Origin of the sequence: Thermacetogenium phaeum DSM 12270 (assembly GCF_000305935.1) — a bacterium.
Classification (GTDB): Bacteria; Bacillota; DSM-12270; order Thermacetogeniales; family Thermacetogeniaceae; genus Thermacetogenium; species Thermacetogenium phaeum.
The window spans coordinates 1687339-1707240 of sequence record NC_018870.1 but is presented as its reverse complement, the minus strand read 5'-3'; the positions used below and the strand labels follow the sequence as shown (position 1 = coordinate 1707240).

Here is a 19902-nt window from a genome sequence, read left to right as displayed (position 1 = left end):
AAATGTTACCGGTGAATTTTCACAAAACATTTATTCCCGAAAGGCGTCTGATTGCTGCTCTCCTTGAATATGCTGCTTTGGGTAAACAGGGCAGTTATAAGGAAATCTCTTTAGACACCGGTATTCCCATGGGTGAGTCGAGTGGAAAAGTGCCGGCCGTTCTTGATTATGCTAGGGGTATGGGGTTGATAGAGCTGGCAAGTGATAGAACAAGTGGTATCAAAAAGCCGGTTCTTACATCCCTTGGTAAAATAATTTATTTGGAGGATAAATATCTAGGGGAGCCGATGGTGCAATGGCTGGTTCACATGAACTTGTGTCGTAGCGATATCGGGGCGAAAGCCTGGCACGAAATTTTTGCAAAAGGGCGCGGGATTCTCGGAAGCAGTTTTACCAAACCACAGTTGGAGGATTACCTGGTTAGCATATTTGGTCCCGGTAACAACAGAACGGGGCCGCTTGTATTAACTTACGTTGAAGAGGCAGCCCTTGGAAGAGCGCGGGTATTAGCAGTGGAAGGTGAAAAGGTAACCAGAAAGAAGGCTCCTGTTCTTGAGGTTTATGCCACCCCATATTCCGCATACATTATTTCCCTTTTGGATGCGTTTTTCCCCGGACGGGATCAGGTAACCTTCTCTGAATTTAACAGCAAGACTTTCTGGTTTGAAATTTGCCTTTGGGATAGGTCGGAGATTGAGTATGTTTTTTCGTTAATTGAGCGTAAAGGATTCATTTCAATAGACCGCCAAATACAGCCGTGGATCATCGAAAGGAAAGCCAGTGTGGATCAGGTATGGCCACATCTCTTTGACGATTGGGCATAGGGGGGGACGGGGATGAGGCTAGCAGATATTGTTTCTTTTAGAAAAGACTTGCTTTTTAATGGAGCGGTTCAGTTAAGCTGGTTCGAGAAGGACAGGGTATTGGCTGAGAGTGCTGCTGAACATTTTGTCTTTCATGGCCCGAATTACCATGGTGTTGTTGAGGAAGACCTCGCTAGCAGCAGCCATAAACTTCTTGATACAGCAAGTTTCACATTAGATATCCTGGAACGGATAAACGGTATAATTGTCGACGAACCGTTTGCTTTGGCTATTGCCGGGTATGGGACTGGAAAGTCCCATCTTGCGGTAACCCTCGCAATACTGTTAAATAGTCCGACTTCTCATGCTGCCAGAAAAATTCTTGATAACATAACCATGGTTGATGCTGCTATAGGCAAGCGTGTTCACGATATTATTGCGAAATCAAAGCAGCCATTTTTGGTGGTTTCCATAAATGGGATGCAGGACTTTGATCTGTGCGGCGAAATAATTCGGCAGGTACTCTTTGTATTGAATCAAAACGGTCTTGATACAACTGTTCTGGAAAATCTGCGCCCGCGTTTCAAATCGGCCATTAATTTCACCGAATCTTTTTTTGATCCATTGAGAGAAGATTATGAAGAGCGTTTTGGAAAGGGTTGTAATGTTCAAGAAATTATAGAAAACTTGAGAAGACAGGACGAAGAAACTTTTCGCAAGGTTAGTGATATCTATGAGCAAAAAATGGGTTCTCCTATTTACGCAGTCGGGCAGGAATCGCTGAACGATTTTATCAATATTACCAAAGAAAATTATTGTGGTCCAGGCAAACCTTTTGCTGGTATTCTCATTATTTTCGATGAGTTCGGCCGCTATCTGGAATTTGCTGTTCAGAAACCTCACATTGCAGGTCCAGGAGCACTTCAGCAACTCTTCGAGTGTGTTCAAACAAATAGCGATAGGGTTTTTTTGCTGTGTTTTATCCAGTATGAGTTGAAGGCATATATCTCTCGAATAGCACCGGAACTCCGTGATGACCTGAGCAGGTATGTGACCCGCTATGACGCTGTGCGCAAGGTAAGGCTGTCTACTAATTTAGAAACCCTAATAGCAAATTTGTTGGAAAAGAAAAATGTTAGTGAGCTTGAGCGTCAGTTAGCCGATGCGGATACATTGTCAGCCAATCTGCAATCGAGAATGATAAACTGGTTTCCTGATATTAAAAATCATGCTGTTTGGATGGATCCAGAAAAATTTAATCAAGTAATTTGTCGTGGCTGCTGGCCGCTCCATCCTTGTTCGACCTGGGTATTATATAAGCTTACAACGATAGGCAAGTCTCTCCAGCAGCGGTCGGCGCTTTCCCTTCTGGCCGATATTTATACTTTCTTTCAAGATATGCAGTTTGATACGGGTAGAACGATAAGACCGGTAGATCTCTGTAGTGAAGCGATGATCAGCGAATTTCTTGCTTCGGAACGGTATGGACAGCATGGAGCTGCAGCTCACTCCTACGAAAGCGTTATGCAGAAATACTATTATGAGCTTTCAGATATTGAAAAAATGGTGTTAAAGGGTGTGCTGGTATCGTCAAAAATTGGGATTAAAGTCGACTCAAAAGAAGATTATCTGGATGCCCTGGCCGAGTTCTGCGGTATTGAAAATAATGAGTTAACCAAAGCGGTACAATCACTTGAACGCGAATATGCAGTTCTCACATGGAATGAACTGCTTCGACAGTATGAGATTACCGGTGATGCTGCTCCCAGAAGAGAATTTGTTGCTCTTTTAAAAGAAAAGGTTTCGGATATCAATTCCCTAAGACGTGCCAATATCTTTAGCCAAAATTATAAAAAATGGTCGCAGTTTGAGATGTATCCAACCGATTTTGGTTCTGAAAATAATATCACTACAAGAGAGTGGAACTATAAAGTTTATTTTACCGATATTACGATGTTGGAAGGTCAGATTGATTACGCCATACGTACCTGGCGCGATGCAATGGGGGTCGACGAGGAGAAAGGTCAATTGATCTACTGTTATGTAGGCCCTGAAAGCAATATAGATACAATTAAAGTAATCGCTCAGAAAATGATGAAGACTAGCCTGGAAAAGAACAGTCTTGAATGGGAAGCGGGAGCGCCAATAGCAGTAATTTTCCTTTATGATAATGACGGGACTTTTGGACAAAAGATTGCCGAATACTGGGTTCTTGAGGAGGGTTTAAGTGATGTAGAATGTCAGAAATACGCGAATTTCATTATTGATAGGAAAAACGGCCTGTTTCAGGAGATTTCGAACCAGTTTACCGTATTGGAACGGGAAAGGCATATAGTTTTTGCTACCGAACGGCAAATTAGCGCAGCGCGACTTAAGCGTATGCTCGTACAGCTGTTTGAAGTTATCTATCCCAAACGGATTCCCTTCCCTTTTGATGGCTTTCATACTACAAGGGGGAATGCTGCTAAAGATTGTCAGGTGTTTACTAAGGAGCTCTTTCTAGGAAACCTTGACCGTGACTGGATATCTACCTGCAGTGAACAACAAAGGAACCGGGCATACCAGGTGTTAGATCGTTCTTGGGGCATTATCGACGACGATGGTTCTATAAGACTGAAGCCGTCAAATAAGGTAATACGAGAAATCATTGAGCTTTTAGAATCGAAAATAGGCGAAATGTCAGATTCTGAAACCCCTACGTCCATGAACATAGGTGATGCCATGCGGCTTCTGTGTGCTCCTCCTTTTGGTTGTAATATTGCTTCAGCCGGTATGATCCTCTCACTCTTTGTTGGCCGCCGTAAAAAAGAGGTCAATCTGCTCAAAAATGATCAAACAATCAGTTTTGAAAAATGGTTGTCTGAGGCCATGCCCGGCAATTTCTTCGATTTGTCGATTCTTGATCAAACGTACGTGATACGTGTTTCCAAAGAAAAGATATCTGAATGGGAAAACTTGCTAGATGAATGGAGTATTGAAAAGACGTTGAGCGGCAAAGTCGATTTTCGCAATAAAGCTTTGGAGTTAGATAAACGCGTTGCTGTGCCTCAACAACTTTATTATAAATATAAACATTTGTATGAACAGGCGAATGATGCAGTAAAGCAGTTGAATTGGTATAATAGCACGATTGAGCAAGCACTAAATAAAGTAGATAAAGGTGTTGAAAAGGATGAAGCCGGTTTATTATCCTGGGGTGCTGCGGACCTGGTTGATCTCTACGATAAAATGCAGTTAGAAGATGAAAAGTGGACCAAAGACCAGATGGAAGAGGTTAAAAAACACCTGGCGTATGCCCGTTTACAAACCCAACAGCGTTTTTGGAGATGGTTGTCACACAGGACTGTATCCAGTATTGAGCAGCTAGGGAAATTTAAACATGATATGCTTATAAAAATCGGAGAAAATTTATCAAAACTCGAGCTTTTTGAAGAAAAAAGGTTATTGGAAGCCCATGTAGAAAAAGTTGAGCAGCAAATAAATTTAATTACTGATATTAAGAGAACTGTATCTGATATTGAGGTCATGCTTAAGAATAATATTATCACGAGTACTACACCCTTCCAGGTATTGGTTGCATGGTTAGAACAAGTTAATAATTATGAAATACGTTTGGAAAAAGCAAAGAAATTGAAGGATATCAATCTGAACGATGTTGATGAAGCAGCAAAGAAGCTGGAAAATTTCCGAAAAGACTGCCAGAATCAGCTGCAGTTATACAAGGAAAGGGTTTTAAATGTTTTTAATATAACGGAAATAAAATCATTAAGTGATCTAGCATACTGGAGGAGTGAAATTGATTCTTTGATTCGAATCTATGAAGGACGGGAGAAGGATATTGAGGACTTGAAATTGGTGCAGAAACAACTAGAACTGGTTGAACTGCATTATCAGCGCTTGTCTAGAGAGGATCTTGATGAAGAAGAGTTTCAAGAGGCTTGTAAACGATATAAAGAGGAAAACGACAGTGAGTTTTTAGATGATGCTCCACCGCTGGATAACGAATTAATTTATGGTAGTTTTATCAAAGAGATAAGAGCTAAAAGAGAACGAGAGGCAGCGGAGTGGATGCAGCATAATATCCCCGATCCTAAGATGATTACTAGGATGGACGCCGAGACGTTAATACAATTGAGAGATCGCTTACAGAAAATGCCTCGGTTGCTTTCCACTGATCAGGTTAAAACCGTTCGCGATGCCCTTGCAACCTGTGAAAAGCGCCTTGATGAACTGAAAGTTGAGGGCTTACTGGCGAAGTTCCGGGAACTCTCCGAGGAAAATAAAAAAATGTTCTTAAGCAAGATCTCGGATTATATTAGCAAGTTTATAACGATGTTGCAAACTAATAGGGTTAATTGAATATTATTTACTTCGTCTCAGAGTACAGCAGAAATTCGTTCATGCACAATAGGTATCACGCGATCAGATTGCATAGAAGGAGCTGTGAAGCTCTCCCGGCCCTTCAAAGGCAAACGCCGTTAAGGTTTCAGGGGAGACTTGGCTTCATTGACAATAACTGAAACAATATACTATAATGAGCCTGAAAATCAGCAATAATTTAGGAGTGTTCTGTTTTGCCAACCGGTGCGGAATTAAGGGACAAATTTCTCAAATTTTTTAGCGGGCATGACCATCTGATTCTTCCGAGCGCTTCACTTGTGCTGAAGGATGACCCCAGCCTGCTTCTGGTGGTTGCCGGGATGGTTCCCTTCAAGCCCTACTTTCTGGGGAAGGCGCAGCCGCCGCATCCCCGGGTGACGACTTCTCAGAAGTGTCTGCGGACACAGGATCTGGAGGCTGTAGGGAGGACGGCGCGCCACCACACCTTCTTTGAAATGTTGGGGAACTTCTCCTTCGGAGACTATTTTAAAAAGGAGGCCATTGCCTGGGCCTGGGAATACCTTACCAGGGAAATGGGGCTGTCCCCTAAAGACCTGTGGATTACCGTTTATCGCGATGACCAGGAGGCGGCCGATATTTGGCACGATTCGATAGGTGTTCCCAGGGAGAGAATTGTCCCTTTAGGAAAGGAGACTAACTTCTGGGAGGCAGGCCCTGTAGGGCCCTGCGGCCCTTGCTCGGAGATCCTTATCGATCTGGGGCCGGAGCGCGGCTGCGGTTCCCCTGACTGCGGTGTGGACTGCGAATGCGACAGGTATCTGGAGTTGTGGAACCTCGTCTTTATGGAGTTTAATCGTGACGAGGAAGGGAACTTCACCGAACTGCCGCGCCAGAACATCGACACCGGTATGGGGCTGGAGCGGATTGCCTCAGTCGTTCAGGGGGTGCCAAATAACTTTGAGACCGACCTCCTCTTCCCCCTGATCAAGGAGGTGTCTGCCATTGCGGGAATCAGCTACAGAGCCGATCCGAAGAGCGATGTCGCTTTAAAAGTGATTGCCGACCACGCAAGGGCGGTGGCATTTTTAATCGGCGACGGGGTGCTTCCCTCCAATGAAGGAAGGGGATATGTGCTACGGCGCATTCTGCGCCGGGCAGTGCGCTACGGCAGGCTGGTGGGAATAACAGGAGCATTTTTCAGCCGGATTACGGGGAGGGTAATCTCCCTTTACGGGGATCACTACCGTGAGCTGGCCGAGCGCAGCGATTACATCCAGAAGATAGTTGCCCTGGAAGAGGAGCGCTTTGTGGGAACCCTGGAGCAGGGGCTCCAAATTCTCGAGGAGTACCTGGAAAAGTTCGAGAAGACAGGGGAGAAGAGTCTGCCCGGAGGGGTTGCCTTCCGGCTTTACGATACCTTTGGGTTTCCTTTGGAGCTGACCCAGGAGATCCTGGCGGAGCGGGGACTTTCTGTGGATATGGATGGGTTCCGGTCGTCTATGGAGAAGCAGCGCCAGAAGGCCCGTGCCGCCTGGCTGGAGACCGCACCAATCAACAGTTTTGGGGTCTGTACGGCGTACCGGTGCAGCAAAACCGACTTTCAGGGGTATGCCAGCCTGTCTACCAGCTCTCAGATTCAGGCTCTTTTAAGTAAGGGAGAGGAGAAGGGAGAGGCTTCCGAAGGGGAAGATGTGGAGATCGTACTCGAAAGGACTTCTTTTTATCCTGAAGGGGGCGGGCAGGTAGGTGACCGGGGGATCATCTCCGGCCCCGCAGGAGAGATTGCAGTCAGCGATACAAAAAGGACACCGGATGACGTCATCGTCCACTACGGGCGCGTCATCAGGGGGATAATCCGTAAGGACGACCTGGTGCTGGCTCAGGTTGATGAAAAGCTGAGGCTGGCAACCGCCCGTAACCATACGGCGACCCACCTCCTGCACAAGGCTTTAAGGGAGGTGCTGGGGGATCACGTTCAGCAGATGGGATCGCTGGTCGCCCCGGACCGGCTGCGCTTCGACTTTTCCCATTTTGCGCCCCTTTCTCCGGAGGAAATTGAGCGTGTTGAGGAACTTGTCAATGAGAAAATCCTGGATAATCTCATCGTCAATACCTTTGAGGCCAGGCGCGATGACCCCCGTGTTCGTGATGCCATAGCTCTTTTTGGGGAAAAGTACGGGGATGTCGTCAGGGTTGTGGAGATCGGCAACTTCAGCAAGGAGCTCTGCGGCGGCACCCATGTCCGCCGGACGAGCGAGCTGGCGCTTTTTAAGATTACTTCAGAAGGTGGTATCGGGACGGGGGTGAGGCGGATTGAAGCCCTCACCGGGGAAGCGCTTCTCCACTTCTGGAGAAAGCAGGATAAAACAGTTCGGGATATTTCCGAATTTCTCAAGGTGGATCCGGATAACATTACCGGTAAGATCGAGCAGCTGGTGCATCAGCTGCATGAAAAGGATAAAGAATTGGAGCAGTTGCGCGCAAGGATAATGCTCCGCGAAGCGGACGGACTTCTCGACAAGGTTGTCGAAGTGGACGGTGTTAAGCTGCTGGCTGCGCAGGTGCCCGCCAGCGATATGGAAAGCCTTCGTTCTCTGGGGGATATTTTAAAAGAGCGGCTGGGATCGGGTGTGGCCATCCTGGGCAGCCTGTTCGACAACAAGGTCGGTCTTGTCAGCTTTGTCACCGGCGATCTTGTCAAGAGCCGCGGCCTTCATGCCGGCAAGTTGATCAAGGAAGTCGCCCGTATCGTCGACGGAGGGGGCGGGGGCAGGCCAGAAATGGCCCAGGCGGGGGGGAAGAATACTGCCCGCCTGAATGAAGCCCTTTCCAAAGGCAGAGAAATTCTGCTCCGGCAGCTTCAGCATTAAAAAGGTTATTGGAAACGGAAGGATTGCGCCGGGTAGTGAATAATAATAATAAAAAAGACACCGACGCGACGGGGGTGACGACCGTAATGCCGGGTGACGAACTGGATAAAACAATGGCCTTTAAAGTCCGCGAAGAGGGGAGCGGTTCGGCGCGGGAAGCCTTGAAGGTAGTGTATTCCGCCTTAAAGGAAAAAGGCTACAATCCCATCGACCAGCTGGTCGGTTATCTTTTGTCAGGCGATCCGGCTTACATCACCAGCCACTGCAATGCCAGGAACATCATCCGAAAATTCGAGAGGGACGAACTCCTAGAGGAGCTCGTTAAGAGCTACCTTGAGAAAGGCGATTAAATGCTGTACTGCACACTTGGGAGCACAGGCCTTAAGGTATCGCGGCTTTGCTTTGGCCTTCTCACACTTGGGCCGCTGCAGGCGAACTTACCTCTTGCTGAAGGCGTATCGCTCCTTGAATATGCCGTTGAGCAGGGGGTTAATTTTTTTGATACCGCCGAGATCTACGAAACCTATCCTTACTTGAGACGGCTCCTGCGCAGCGCCGGCGGTAAAGAGCTGATTATTGCCACTAAGTCCTATGCGGTGACTGCAGAGGAGATGGCGGCCAGCCTGGAAAAAGCCCGCAAGGAGATCGACCGGGACTATATCGACGTTTTCCTCCTTCACGAGCAGGAATCGGCTCTTACTATCAGGGGGCACAGAGGGGCCCTGGATTATCTCTTGGAAGCGAAAGAGAAGGGGCTGGTGAGAGCCGTAGGCATCTCCACTCACAGGGTAGCTGCTGTCAGGGCGGCCCTTGAATTTCCGGAAATAGAGGTCATCCATCCCCTCTTCAATATCCGTGGTTTGGGGTTGCAGGATGGAACCCTGCGGGATATGGAGGAAGCCCTGATCAAAGCTGCGGCCGCCGGGAAAGGCATTTACTTGATGAAGGCCCTGGGGGGAGGCCACCTTTTGTCTCAAGCGGAGGAGGCCCTGAGGTTTGCTTTTGGCCGAACCTTTGCGGCATCTGTGGCCATCGGCATGAGAACCCTCCGGGAGATCGACGTCAACGTCCGGCTTGCCTCTGGCCTTCCCGTTCCGGATGACTTGAAGAATGCCGGCACGACCGAACGCCGGCTGCATATCGATCCCTGGTGTGAAGGGTGTGGAAAATGTGCTTCCTGCTGCCCGCAGGGAGCGTTGTTCTTGGGACCCGACGGAAAGATGCACGTTCATGATGATGAATGCCTTCTCTGCGGTTACTGCGCTGCTGCCTGCCCTTTTTTTTACATTAAAGTTTACTGAGAGGGTGTTTGATGAGAGTCTTAGGGATTGATATGGGGCAAAAAAGAATCGGTATCGCCATCAGCGACGAAATGGGGATAACGGCGCAGGCTCTGAAGACCCTCGAACGGATCGGGGCTGAGGCCGATCTGGAGGCGATCTGCAGCCTGGTGCGGGAGTATGGGGTGACGGAGATAGTCATCGGTTACCCGCGCAATCTCAACGGCACTCCGGGACGGCACGCGGAGGAATACGCCGCTTTTGGCAGGGAGCTGCAGAAGAAAAGCGGGGTTCCGGTGTGCTTCTGGGATGAACGGCTAACCACCGTGGCGGCAGAAAAAGCTTTGCTGGAGGGGAATATGGAGCGGCGCCGCAGGCGCCGGGTGATCGATCGGGTTGCGGCCTGCCTGCTCCTTGAATCCTACTTAAACTGGAGGAGAATTGAGGGGGTGGAAGGTTAGAAATAAGAGAATGGGTATTTTCGCAAGAGAGAGGAAATAATGAATTTAGCAACAATAATGGAGGTGCAAACAGCGTGGATTTTGATGAGAGGGAATTCGGCGAAGAGGATATCTTTGTGCTTACAGATGATGACGGACAGGAGCACGAATTCATCTTCCTGGAAAAGATAACCCTTGACGGTGGAGAGTATGCCGTTCTTCAGCCTGTGGGTGAGGATGAAGCCATCATCCTCAAGTACGATCGGGACGAAAATGGGGAGGAGATCCTCTGCGACATCGAGGATGATGAGGAGTGGGAGCGGGTCGCCGATGCCTATGAAGAGATGATTGGTAAGGACGCCTAAAAATGAGCAGTTCCTTGTAACACGCGGTTGTTTTTTCTCGTATAGCTGATAGAGGGAAGCTTGGAAGGAGCGAGGAGGAAGGCACCTTTGCCGAGAAGAATAAATTCCGGGGTGATCTGGGGAAGTGTTCTGATCCTTTTTCTGGTTCTGCTGGGTGGGGTATTATTTATCTTTTTCACCTGGCAGGGCAAAATCTTGCCCAGCGTTCGGATTGAATGGGTCAAGGTGGGAGGTTTAACGGAGAAGGAGGCCGAACGGCAGATCTCCCGGCTCGGCCGGGAATTCCTGGCAGCTCCTGTTCAGCTGTTGGTCGATAGCAAAAAATTTGAGATAACCAGAAGCCACCTCGGTTTTACGGTGGACACCGCTGCCAGCGTTCGACGCGCCTACCTTCTGGGCAGATCTGGTAACGTATGGGAGCGCTGCAGCCAGCTCTGGAAGGGCTTTCGGACGCAGGTGGTCATACCTCTGGAGATTAGGGTGGACCGCCGTCGGGCTGAAAAAGAATTGACAGCTCTGTTAGGTGAGATGATTTCTTCCCCAGAGGACGCGCGCCTCGTCATTAACGATCAGGATGAAGTAGTTGTTGTTCCCGGGAAGGCGGGGAAGGTCGTGGATGTCGAGGGCACCTTGGACGACCTCAGTCTTTTTAAGAAGCCTTTTACCCGTGAGCTGAACGTAAGACTTCAGGAAAAGCAGCCACGCCTCCGTACCGCCGATATTACGGCGATGGGGATTAACGGGCTGCTTTCATCTTATAGCACTTATTTTGACGTCAAGAATACCGACAGAACCTACAACATCCATGTGGCAGCCGATGCCTTAAATAACACCTTGATCAAACCCGGAGAGGTCTTTTCTTTTAATGAGGTTGTGGGGCCGCGCAGCAAGGAGAAGGGTTACAGGGAAGCGCTGGTTATCGTTGATGACCAGTATCAGCCCGGCCTCGGAGGAGGGGTCTGTCAGGTATCTTCGACGCTCTACAATACAGCCTTGCTGGCCGGTCTGGAGATAGTAGAGAGGAGCAACCATACCCTGCCGGTCGCCTACGTCCCTTTGGGGCGGGATGCAACCGTCGTTTACGGCGGCTGCGATCTCAAGTTCCGCAACAACACCACCAGTTATCTCTGCATTCGCACGTCTGTTCAGGGCGGCAGGTTGACTGTGAAAATATTCGGCAATAAGCGGGACCGGAAGATTGTCTCCCTGGAGACCGTCGTAGACAGGGTTATTGAACCACAGGTGATTAAGAAGGAGGACCCCGACCTTTACGAGGGTAAAAGCGTCGTTGAGAGGTCCGGCGTTAAAGGCTACGAGGTACGGCTTTACCGTACCATTAAAAGCTCCTCAGGCTACGAAAGAAAGCTGATCTCACGGGACCTGTACAGGCCGGTAAATGAAATAGTGAGAGTCGGCACAAAGCCCGTCTCAGAAGTCTTGCCTCCGCCTATCGAAGAAGAGGAGCAGCCGCCTGAACAACCGCGGCCAGAACAGCCGCCGCCCGAACCACCGCAGTCCGAGCAGCCCCAGCCTGAACCGGAGGCCTCTTTTTAAAGCCGTTTTTCTTCCATTAATTACATTGTTGCATTCGGCGGTGCTTGTTATAATTTTTAAAAAGGGAGAAGAGAGCTGGCAATTTTCTATGGAGAAGATTAGGGAGAAATGGAGTGCCGTTATTAATCCGCTTCTTCATCCTGTGCGGTTTGGTGCCGTCATCTTGATAATCGGGACTATCTGCATTGCGCTGCAGGTTGCCGCGGCTTATCTGATGTCTCCGGTCTGTGTATCCCCATCTCAGCAGCTGCTGAAGACAGTTACTATCAGGAACGGGGCTACGCTCAAAGAGATCGGGGATACTCTTTCTGAAAAAGGGCTGATAAAAAGCAGCGCCTTTTTTGTTTACTACGTTCGTATGACGGGAAAGGAAAAAAGCCTGCAGGCGGGGGTCTACAGAATCAGCAATGCCTGGTCGGTGCGGGAGATTGTTGATTGCCTCAGCAGAGGAAAGGTTGTCAGTTATCGCATAACAATTCCCGAGGGTTATACTGTGGCTCAGATAGGGGATTTGCTTGAAAGGGAAGGAATTGTCGAGCGGGCTCTCTTTGAGGAGGCTGCGGCTCGCGGTGATTTTTCTTTTCCCTTTTTGGACAAGTCCGCTCAAGGCGCCCGCCGCGTGGAAGGATACCTTTTTCCGGACACTTATGAAGTGAGGCCGGGGATGAGGGCGGAAGAAATCATCGGGATGATGCTGGAAAGATTCTCTTCTGTGTTCACCCCTGAGTTGCAGGAACGGGCGCGAGCGCTGGGACTCTCGCCTAGGGATGTGGTAACGCTGGCGTCGATTGTGGAGCGGGAGGCTAAACTGGATGAGGAGCGCCCCCTGATCGCCGCCGTTTTTTTGAACCGCCTGCGGCAGGGGATGCGGCTGGAGTCCTGCGCCACCGTTCAATACGTACTGAATAAACAGAAGGAAACCCTGACTTATGAAGACCTCCGCACACCCTCCCCCTACAACACCTATCTGCATGAAGGGCTGCCGCCGGGGCCGATTGCCAACCCTGGGCTGACTTCTTTGAAGGCGGTCTTGTACCCTGCCGAGGTTGATTATTTATATTTCGTCGCGCGCGGTGACGGCTCGCATCATTTCAGCACCACATACGGGGAGCACCAGATGGCGGCGAGGCGTTACCAGGGGAATTGATTGCAGGGGGCACCTTTAAAGGTGCCCCCTGCAAAGTTGGGAGGAAGCTTACCGGCGTACACTTGGCCTCAGCATGTCGGAAAGGCCCAGGGCAACGTGTGCCAGACCGAAGCTTAAGGCCGCTGTTCTCGTCCGCCCCTTCGGGAGCAGCATTCCTACGCCGGTGACCACAGCACCTAATCCGGCAACAATCCAGCTAGTGGTGGTTCCCTTCATTGAATTGAAGCACCTCCCATCAATAATTTTCTCCCGGCCGGTAAAAGATTATTTTACCGGCTTTTCACTTTCCTGATGCGAATGGCAACGGTCGAGAAATGAGGATAAGAGCATGTATAAATATACCGGCACTGCACCATGCTACCACACCTGGGGAAGTTTTTCTTCAGGGGGTGCCTTCATGGTGCGGCGAGAGCGCCGCCTGGCCTGTTTCTTCTTTTGTCCTGGCGGCCTTTCTCTTTTTAATGGGGAAGATCGCCTACTTGCAGTTGTACAAAGGCAGAGAACTGGCAGCCGCAGCGGTTCAGGAACGGACGATCAGGCTGCCTGTAGGTAATTTTTTGCGGGGAGCGGTTCTCGACCGGATGGGCAGGACACTGCTGGATAGCCGTATCTGCTATGGTGTGGCCGTCTTCCCCGCCCTTCTTACCCCTTCCGGACATTCAGAACCTGCCTTGGCCGGCGACCGGTCGGGCGCTGCAGCTGTGGTCTGCGGAGAACTTTTTTCAATATTGCCTCCAAAATACAGAACACCGGAGATGGTTAACATTTTTCAACGGGCATTGCAGCAAGGTGCGCCATTTTTTCTTCCGGGTACCGTCGAGCAGGAGGAGGCTGCTCCGATTTCCCGCAGTAATATTCCGGGGGTTTATGCCGTGCCTTTGGTTCAGCGCTACGGGCCTAATTCCCTGGCGCGGCATCTGGTCGGGACTGTAGGCGGTTCCGTTCTCAGTGGTGAGGTAGAGCACGGCCTTTCCGGTATTGAAGCGGCCTATGATGAGGAGCTGGCTCCTCCTGAGACGGTATTGAATCTGGTTGCCCTCGTCGATGGGAAGCTGAAGCCGATTCCGGGAAGAGATCTGTGCATAAGCGGAGAGAGAGGGTCTGCCGTCAAGGGAAAAGACGTTGTCCTGACCCTGGACCGCCGCGTCCAGGAGGTAGTAGAAAGGGTCATGGATGAAAGGGTTGTGAAGGGGGCGGTAGCAGTGGTTGACGTCCGGTCCGGTGAGATTCTGGCGGCGGCCAGCCGACCCGGCTACGACCAGAAAACACTGGTAGGAGACCAGTTTGACCGCTGCTTTTCCCTTCAACACCCCGGATCGGTCTTCAAGATAGTGGTCGCCGCTGCGGCGCTGGCAGAGGGGGTTGTGCGGCCTGAAGAGCTTTTTCATTGCAAGGGGGAATATTCCTTTGAACAAGGGGGAGGGATTTCCTGCTGGAAACAAGATGGCCACGGCAACCTCTCTTTTAGGGAGGCCTTTGCCTGTTCGTGCAATCCGGTTTTTGTCGAGGTGGCTCTGCGCCTGGGGCGCCAGAAGCTGGAATACTACTCCCGCCTCCTCGGCCTGGAGGAAAGAATAGCCGGCTATCCTCCCGGTGATTGGCGGGGAGGAGAGGTGCGGATCGGATCTTTCCCCGGTGATCTGGGTAATGCCGCCCTCGGGCAGGATGGAGTCAGAATAGCTCCGGTGAATCTGGCTGCGCTTGCCGCTACTGTGGCGCGGGGCGGGGTTTACATCCGCCCTTCCCTGGTTAAAGGGATTGGCGATTCTAAAGGCGGAGAATTCCAGGCCATCGAGGGACCACCTGCCCGTAGAGTGCTTCCACAAGCCGTAGCCGGGGAACTGCAAAGGATGATGGAGCTGGCCGTGAACTCCGGCACGGGTAGTGAAGCCAGTCTCCCGGGAATAGGATGTGCAGGAAAAACCGGTTCAGCAGAGACGGGCAAAGTGGATCGGCAGGGACGGCCCATCGTTGATGCCTGGTTTGTCGGTTATGCACCTGTGGATGTTCCCCAGGTGGCGGTGGCAGTCTTTGTTGAAGGAGGAGGTTCCGGCGGCAACTGTGCCGCCCGGATATTCAGGGAGATTATAGATGCCCTGCACAGGGTTTGAGAAAGGTAATGCCCTCGCTCAAACGGCGAGGGCACCTTTCAGCCTCTCTTCCTTTTTAAATTGTTTCTTTTCTTCCGCCGGCCTTCTCCAATTTGCCGGTCTTTGTCGGCGGCGATAACGGTGGCCGACCCCAGGTCTTCCGGAACGAACATGGGAGCATTCGAATCCTGTTTTTGCTCATCCAATATAGACTCCCCTTTTAAGACATTCTGCGGACCCCGTCAACCTTGGTGTACCCCTTTTTCGAAACGAAGGTCTTGCAGCAGGTTTCCATACAGCTGTCTGCCGGTGTAGGGTCGAGTGTTTTGGCCTGCCTGGCATCCACTTCATCGGGCTGGCTGGCGCCAAAGGAGTCTGAAGTTACCATAATCTCCCTGGCCTGACACCTGTTTCCCTCACCCCAATAGTGGCAGGTATCGACGAGGCAGTGGATGTGCTGCTTCTGCTCCATATAACCACTCCTTTATGTTTAGTTGTTCTATATTTTCCGCAGAATAATCATTATTATATTGCCAATTGCTGGATGGTTCAGCCGGTGTCATGGGATAATTCTTCGAGCAGCTTTTTAATTGCCTTCTTTTCGATACGGGAAACGTAACTTCGGGAAATGCCGAACATGCGGGCAATTTCCCGCTGGGTCTTTTTCACCCCTCCGGCAAGGCCGTAGCGCAGTTCCAAAACCTTGCGCTCCCTTTTGGTTAATTTTTTTACTTTATCGTAAAGGCGTTGGGACTCGAAAAACCTTTCAACCAGATCTGAAACTGACTCCGGCTCCGTACCCAGAACATCGATTAGGGTGATTTCGTTACCCTCTTTATCCGTTCCGATGGGGTCGTAGAGGAAGACTTCACTTTTATTCTTTTTTGATGCTCTTAGAAACATTAAAATTTCAAATCTCAAGACAAGATCGGGCGGCATTTATTTCCGCTTTATTCGGACGGCACCGCGGGAAGGATAATAGCTGAAAACGGCATTTGGAGCAGTAGTCTCCTCAGAACCTTAACAGGGGGTCTTGTCTCCCGGGCTGAAAAGGGAGAACGGTTGGTCTCTTGTGAAGAAAAGGTTTGATGTTCCGAAAACAGAAAGAGGGGGATGCCCAATGCAGCTGGAGCAGGGTGAAAGGAGTATTTTGGCATACTTTCCCACATCAAGCAAAGCCCGGCAGGCCGGAAGGGAACTGCAGAGGGCCGGGTTTACCGAAATGCAGATCGACCGGATTTCTCGCTTCGGTTTTAACGCCGATGCCAGCTTTGACAACCCTATTAACAACGCCGATACCCTGAGCGGGCTGACGCAGTTTTCGGCAGACGGTGAATCCCGAAACACCCTTCTCGCTGCCGAACCTTCGGCGAGCGGTATAGGAAATAGGGATTACGGGGTGGCCGGAGGTCGGGCCTTTCTGTTAACACTGGTTACTACCGAGGACCGGGTAGAAGAAGCGGTTCAGATCATCAAAAAAAATGATGGGATGGTTTAGAGCCCGGGCAAGTTCTTTAACCAGGCGATTCCTCGGCCATCCTGGCCCTTAGATCTAAGATGCGCTGGCGAGTCTGTTTCTTCAACCAGGGTGCTGTGTCTTTATCCTGAATCAGCTGCTGGAAATAATCATAGGCTTCCTTGAGGTGCCCCAGTTGTAAGGACAGTTCACCGATCAGGTAGGTGATCTGCTCCAGTTGGGGCTTCTGTAAATGAGATGAAGAGCTGAATGCTTGTTTGTAACAGGTGAGAGCATTTTGCCGCATTTCAACGGCGAGGTTATTTTCCCCGGTGTCTTCATAAAGCCAGGCCAGGTGTAAATAGGCTTTAGCCAGCTTTTCCGGTGTTCCGTTAACAGTTTGAATGCACTTCAGAGCGAGCTTATATTTTTCGATCGCCGTCTCTAATTCCGACGAGTTGTCCTGGCGAAACGTTCTCCTTTCAGAGGAGAGTTTTGTTTTCTCGATCGCAGAAAGGTCTTCAAAATCCTCGCTGAAGTTTGCATAGAAACACCCGGGACAAAGAATAACGTTGTAAAGAAGGGGGTTGATCCCTTCATAATGCATTCTTAAATCCGTATCGAGATTCTTCGACTTGAGTTTGGTGGTTCTGACCTTCTGAGCCGTAAATTCCGTTGCGCACACAGGGCAGCGAAAGTGTTTATCGTACAACAGCTGATGGGCGCCGGTGCCTGCCTGCCCATTTTTTTCATCAGTGGCCTCTTCCTCTGCGGCAAGTTGCCGTATCTTTCTTATGATATTGTCCGGGAGCTGATGTTTCCCGGGGTCGAAAATAATGAATTCGCAACCCTTCTCCCCGGAGCAGATGATTCCTTCTGCTTTAAATATGCTCCTTGCCCCCATTTCCCGTAAGGAATGGGGTGTTCTTACTTTAACGGTTCCCTTTAAAACGACACAGTATTTATTTTCCGCAACGGTTATCAAAGTGTTCGGTGGAACGGCAATAACCCGGGCTTCTTCGACAAGCACGATTCCAGCACTCCCTAGCTAAAAGTAAAACTACCCCGACAGCCAGTGGCCCCGCCTGATTGAGCCGGCACCCGGCAGGTTTTGTCTCCATATACGTAACAGTGGGAGAGCAGTTTGAGGGTTCTATTATAGTATTTGCTTGAAAAAAGCATATCAGATACGTTATATTAGCGCAACCCCCGATTTTATTTAATAATCCACTGCTTTATGTTTAGCTTGATCCCTGCCTGTTCCCAGGGTTGAAGGTGTACACGGGAGTTGTTCGCCGTTTTAGTTTTTCATAAACACATAAGCCAGGTGCCATCAGGGGTTCTTCACCGAGCGGCTTTGAATGCGGCGAGAGGCCGGCTAACGCAGGAGGTGTTTCTTCTGTTTTTTCTATTTGTCATAGGACAATCCAAGAAAAACGTAAAATGCACAGAGAGAAAAGGAGGAGAGGCCCTTGAAGAAGATGCCGCTTGGAAAACCCTTAGAGGTGAACGGCCGACCTCAAGTGCGGCTTGTTTTTACCGGCGGTGATGGCCTGAAAATCGCCTTCCGGTTGCTGGCGAAAAAGGTGCTTGCAGAGAGGGAACGAAGAGAAAGATGCGTGCGGCAATCTATGCCAGAGTGAGCACCGAAGAGCAGGCAGTGCACGGTTTCAGCCTGGCGGAACAGGTGTCTGCCTGCAAAAAAAAGGCTGTGGAGTTAGGAGCAGAGGAGATACTGGAATTTGCCGATGAAGGAATTTCGGGAGCCACCCTCAACAGGCCCGGCCTGGAAGCCCTCCGGGAGGCAGTTCGTGAGGGCAAAATAGATTGTCTGATACTGCGGGACCCGGACCGCCTTTCACGAAGATTGGCTCATCAACTATTGCTTACCGAAGAATTTGAAAAAGCGGGTGTTAAACTGGAGTTTCTCGACTTTGAGTGGAAAGATACCCCTGAGGGTCGGTTGTTTTATTCGATTAAGGGAGCCATTGCGGAATATGAGCGGGAGAAGATCCGGGAGCGGATGACCAGGGGGAAGCTCCAGAAGGCGAGGCAGGGGGGGATACCGGTAAATTTTGACGTCTACGGCTACCACTATGACCCTGCTACCGGGAGAGTTTCCATAAATGAAGAAGAGGCGGCAACCGTTTCCTGCATTTTTAACTGGTTCACTACAGAGGATATCGGGATTGCCGGCGTGGCGAACCGCCTCAACGAAATGGGGATCCCTACCAAGAGGGGTGCCGGATGCTGGCACCGGCAGGTGGTGAAGCAAATCCTGGTTAATCCCGTTTACAAAGGGGAGTGGAAGTACGGGAAAGTGGACTGGCATACCCGTACTCCACGACCGGCTGAAGAAGTGATCACCATCCCCGTCCCGGCCATTGTTGACTACCGGACGTGGAGCGGGGCACAGGAGAAACTTCAGAGGATCCGGCGGCTCTGGTCAAAAAAAGGCAGGCATCAATATCTCCTTTCGGGACTGCTTGTCTGTGCCGACTGCAGCAACACGATGGGGGGCTCCTTCATTAAGTGGTGGGGGACGGGCAGGCGCAGATACACCTGCCGCCGGGCGGGATGCGTCTCCCGGAGTTTTGGCTGCCGCCCTCTCAAAGCAATACCGGCCGACGTTTTGGAGAATGCAGTTTGGGAGCAGATAAAAGGATTTCTCTGCGATGCGGGTGCAATAGCCCGGGAAGCAGCAGCGTGTATGTCGAAGAAAAGCACAACCGAGCGGGAGTATGAAAACATCAAGGGGCGCTTGAAAGCAATTGAAAAGGGAAAGGAAAAAATAGTGGACGCTTTGGCGTCCGGTCTGTTGGAGCTGGACGAAAGAACTAAAAACAAACTGGCCGATCTCAAAAGCCGCTGGGAGAGGCTGGAAAACAGAAAAAAGGAGCTGGAGCGTCATTTGCTGGCAGCCGGAGATGGCGCTGCGGCGCTTGAAGAGCTGCAGCGCCTGGCGCTTCGATTGCTCGAAAGAATCGATGATCTAAGTTTTGAGGAGAAAAGAGCGCTGATCAGGGCAGTGGTTTCTCAGATTATCGTTGCCGGAAGGCCGCAACCCGGTAAGGCAGAGCAGAGCATGGGTGGGGTGATCGTTACGGTTATGCTGAAAACCGGGGAAATGCCAAGGCAAGTTTCCGGTTATTACCGCCCGTTCTCGTAATCAATATTTCATTTTCAATGCAGCGGGCTGCATAGGTTGCCAGTTTAGTGCCCTTTTCGGAGTTGAATGTATTGATGGCTTTGATCAATCCGATTGTACCGATGGAAATAAGGTCGTCTGGATCCTCTCCCGTGGAATCAAATTTTTTTATAATATGGGCGACGAGCCTCAAGTTATGCTCGATCAGGATGTTTCGTGCCTCCTCATCTCCCTCCTTCATGCGCTGCAGGAAAAACGCCTCGTCCTCTTCAGACAGAGGTTGCGGGAAGGTGTTGTTGCTGATATAGCCTGCGAAGAAAACGAGCCCCTGGAGAAAATATAAAGCTGTTGCCAAGAACAGCTCCAAGGTCACAATGATCCCCTCCGGATGTTTGTCACATTTCAATA

Annotated in this window: 17 protein-coding genes and 2 pseudogenes; 13 read left to right on the top strand and 6 right to left on the bottom strand. The window is 50.3% G+C overall.

Annotation, left to right across the window (positions count from 1 at the left end; translation table 11 throughout):
- The first annotated feature begins 2 nt into the window (after positions 1–2).
- From TPH_RS08445 to mltG, 9 genes are all read left to right on the top strand, one after another.
- A complete protein-coding gene (locus TPH_RS08445) occupies positions 3–824 on the top strand; it encodes a DUF4007 family protein (RefSeq protein ID WP_015050779.1) in 822 nt (273 codons plus the stop codon).
- A gap of 12 nt (positions 825–836) precedes the next feature.
- Complete coding sequence (locus tag TPH_RS08440) at positions 837–5162, top strand: hypothetical protein (protein WP_015050778.1); 4326 nt, start codon at positions 837–839, stop codon at positions 5160–5162.
- A gap of 215 nt (positions 5163–5377) precedes the next feature.
- The gene (alaS, locus tag TPH_RS08435; protein WP_015050777.1) at positions 5378–8014 is read left to right on the top strand and encodes an alanine--tRNA ligase; all 2637 of its coding nucleotides are present in this window, start codon (positions 5378–5380) and stop codon (positions 8012–8014) included.
- 113 nt (positions 8015–8127) lie between these two features.
- Positions 8128–8364, top strand: a complete 237-nt coding sequence (locus TPH_RS08430; protein WP_236608869.1) for an IreB family regulatory phosphoprotein — start codon at positions 8128–8130, stop codon at positions 8362–8364.
- Entirely contained in the window at positions 8365–9315 is a 951-nt protein-coding gene (locus tag TPH_RS08425; RefSeq protein ID WP_015050775.1) for an aldo/keto reductase, read from the top strand.
- An 11-nt stretch (positions 9316–9326) separates the two neighbouring features.
- On the top strand, positions 9327–9755 hold the full coding sequence (gene ruvX / locus TPH_RS08420; RefSeq protein WP_015050774.1) for a Holliday junction resolvase RuvX: 429 nt from the start codon (positions 9327–9329) through the stop codon (positions 9753–9755).
- A 74-nt stretch (positions 9756–9829) separates the two neighbouring features.
- Positions 9830–10099 carry a DUF1292 domain-containing protein gene (locus tag TPH_RS08415; RefSeq protein ID WP_015050773.1) on the top strand — a complete coding sequence of 90 codons (270 nt, stop codon included), beginning with the start codon at positions 9830–9832 and terminating at the stop codon, positions 10097–10099.
- 87 nt (positions 10100–10186) lie between these two features.
- The gene (locus TPH_RS08410) at positions 10187–11653 is read left to right on the top strand and encodes a VanW family protein (RefSeq protein ID WP_015050772.1); all 1467 of its coding nucleotides are present in this window, start codon (positions 10187–10189) and stop codon (positions 11651–11653) included.
- A gap of 88 nt (positions 11654–11741) precedes the next feature.
- Entirely contained in the window at positions 11742–12800 is a 1059-nt protein-coding gene (gene mltG, locus TPH_RS08405; protein ID WP_015050771.1) for an endolytic transglycosylase MltG, read from the top strand.
- A 48-nt stretch (positions 12801–12848) separates the two neighbouring features.
- Here mltG and TPH_RS15560 read toward each other — a convergent pair whose 3' ends face one another.
- Entirely contained in the window at positions 12849–13016 is a 168-nt protein-coding gene (locus TPH_RS15560) for a hypothetical protein (RefSeq protein WP_015050770.1), read from the bottom strand.
- 173 nt (positions 13017–13189) lie between these two features.
- Here TPH_RS15560 and TPH_RS08400 point away from each other — a divergent pair, with 173 nt between their 5' ends.
- Entirely contained in the window at positions 13190–14911 is a 1722-nt protein-coding gene (locus TPH_RS08400; protein WP_049886109.1) for a peptidoglycan D,D-transpeptidase FtsI family protein, read from the top strand.
- A gap of 38 nt (positions 14912–14949) precedes the next feature.
- Here TPH_RS08400 and TPH_RS15450 read toward each other — a convergent pair whose 3' ends face one another.
- The 3 genes and pseudogenes from TPH_RS15450 to TPH_RS08390 all read right to left on the bottom strand — a co-directional run.
- Positions 14950–15096 (bottom strand): hypothetical protein, encoded by a 147-nt coding sequence (locus TPH_RS15450; protein ID WP_015050768.1) that lies wholly within the window; start codon positions 15094–15096, stop codon positions 14950–14952.
- Positions 15097–15110: 14 nt separating this feature from the next.
- Positions 15111–15362, bottom strand: a complete 252-nt coding sequence (locus tag TPH_RS08395; RefSeq protein WP_015050767.1) for a DUF1540 domain-containing protein — start codon at positions 15360–15362, stop codon at positions 15111–15113.
- A 77-nt stretch (positions 15363–15439) separates the two neighbouring features.
- Positions 15440–15802: pseudogene (locus TPH_RS08390) on the bottom strand (sigma-70 family RNA polymerase sigma factor); the annotation flags it as partial.
- 208 nt (positions 15803–16010) lie between these two features.
- On the opposite strand from TPH_RS08390, the gene TPH_RS08385 reads away from it, so the two are divergent.
- Positions 16011–16388 (top strand): hypothetical protein, encoded by a 378-nt coding sequence (locus TPH_RS08385; RefSeq protein ID WP_015050765.1) that lies wholly within the window; start codon positions 16011–16013, stop codon positions 16386–16388.
- A gap of 16 nt (positions 16389–16404) precedes the next feature.
- Here TPH_RS08385 and TPH_RS08380 read toward each other — a convergent pair whose 3' ends face one another.
- Entirely contained in the window at positions 16405–17376 is a 972-nt protein-coding gene (locus TPH_RS08380) for a DUF2225 domain-containing protein (RefSeq protein ID WP_015050764.1), read from the bottom strand.
- Between the two features lie 442 nt (positions 17377–17818).
- Between TPH_RS08380 and TPH_RS15445 the strand changes: the two genes are divergently transcribed.
- Positions 17819–17989, top strand: a complete 171-nt coding sequence (locus tag TPH_RS15445; RefSeq protein WP_015050763.1) for a hypothetical protein — start codon at positions 17819–17821, stop codon at positions 17987–17989.
- Positions 17962–19515 (top strand): recombinase family protein, encoded by a 1554-nt coding sequence (locus tag TPH_RS08375; RefSeq protein ID WP_015050762.1) that lies wholly within the window; start codon positions 17962–17964, stop codon positions 19513–19515. The genes TPH_RS15445 and TPH_RS08375 overlap by 28 nt, the downstream gene beginning before the upstream one ends.
- On the opposite strand, the pseudogene TPH_RS15985 reads toward TPH_RS08375, so the two are convergent.
- Positions 19511–19855, bottom strand: a pseudogene (locus TPH_RS15985) (sigma-70 family RNA polymerase sigma factor); the annotation flags it as partial. The gene TPH_RS08375 and the pseudogene TPH_RS15985 sit on opposite strands and share 5 nt — an antisense overlap.
- Positions 19856–19902 lie beyond the last annotated feature (47 nt).

Coding starts and splice junctions, on each gene's coding strand:
- TPH_RS08445 (WP_015050779.1), top strand. CDS start 3: ATGTTACCGGTGAATTTTCACAAAACATTTATTCCCGAAAGGCGTCTG.
- TPH_RS08440 (WP_015050778.1), top strand. CDS start 837: ATGAGGCTAGCAGATATTGTTTCTTTTAGAAAAGACTTGCTTTTTAAT.
- TPH_RS08430 (WP_236608869.1), top strand. CDS start 8,128: ATGGCCTTTAAAGTCCGCGAAGAGGGGAGCGGTTCGGCGCGGGAAGCC.
- TPH_RS08425 (WP_015050775.1), top strand. CDS start 8,365: ATGCTGTACTGCACACTTGGGAGCACAGGCCTTAAGGTATCGCGGCTT.
- ruvX (WP_015050774.1), top strand. CDS start 9,327: ATGAGAGTCTTAGGGATTGATATGGGGCAAAAAAGAATCGGTATCGCC.
- mltG (WP_015050771.1), top strand. CDS start 11,742: ATGGAGAAGATTAGGGAGAAATGGAGTGCCGTTATTAATCCGCTTCTT.
- TPH_RS15560 (WP_015050770.1), bottom strand. CDS start 13,016: ATGAAGGGAACCACCACTAGCTGGATTGTTGCCGGATTAGGTGCTGTG.
- TPH_RS08395 (WP_015050767.1), bottom strand. CDS start 15,362: ATGGAGCAGAAGCAGCACATCCACTGCCTCGTCGATACCTGCCACTAT.
- TPH_RS08385 (WP_015050765.1), top strand. CDS start 16,011: ATGCAGCTGGAGCAGGGTGAAAGGAGTATTTTGGCATACTTTCCCACA.
- TPH_RS08375 (WP_015050762.1), top strand. CDS start 17,962: ATGCGTGCGGCAATCTATGCCAGAGTGAGCACCGAAGAGCAGGCAGTG.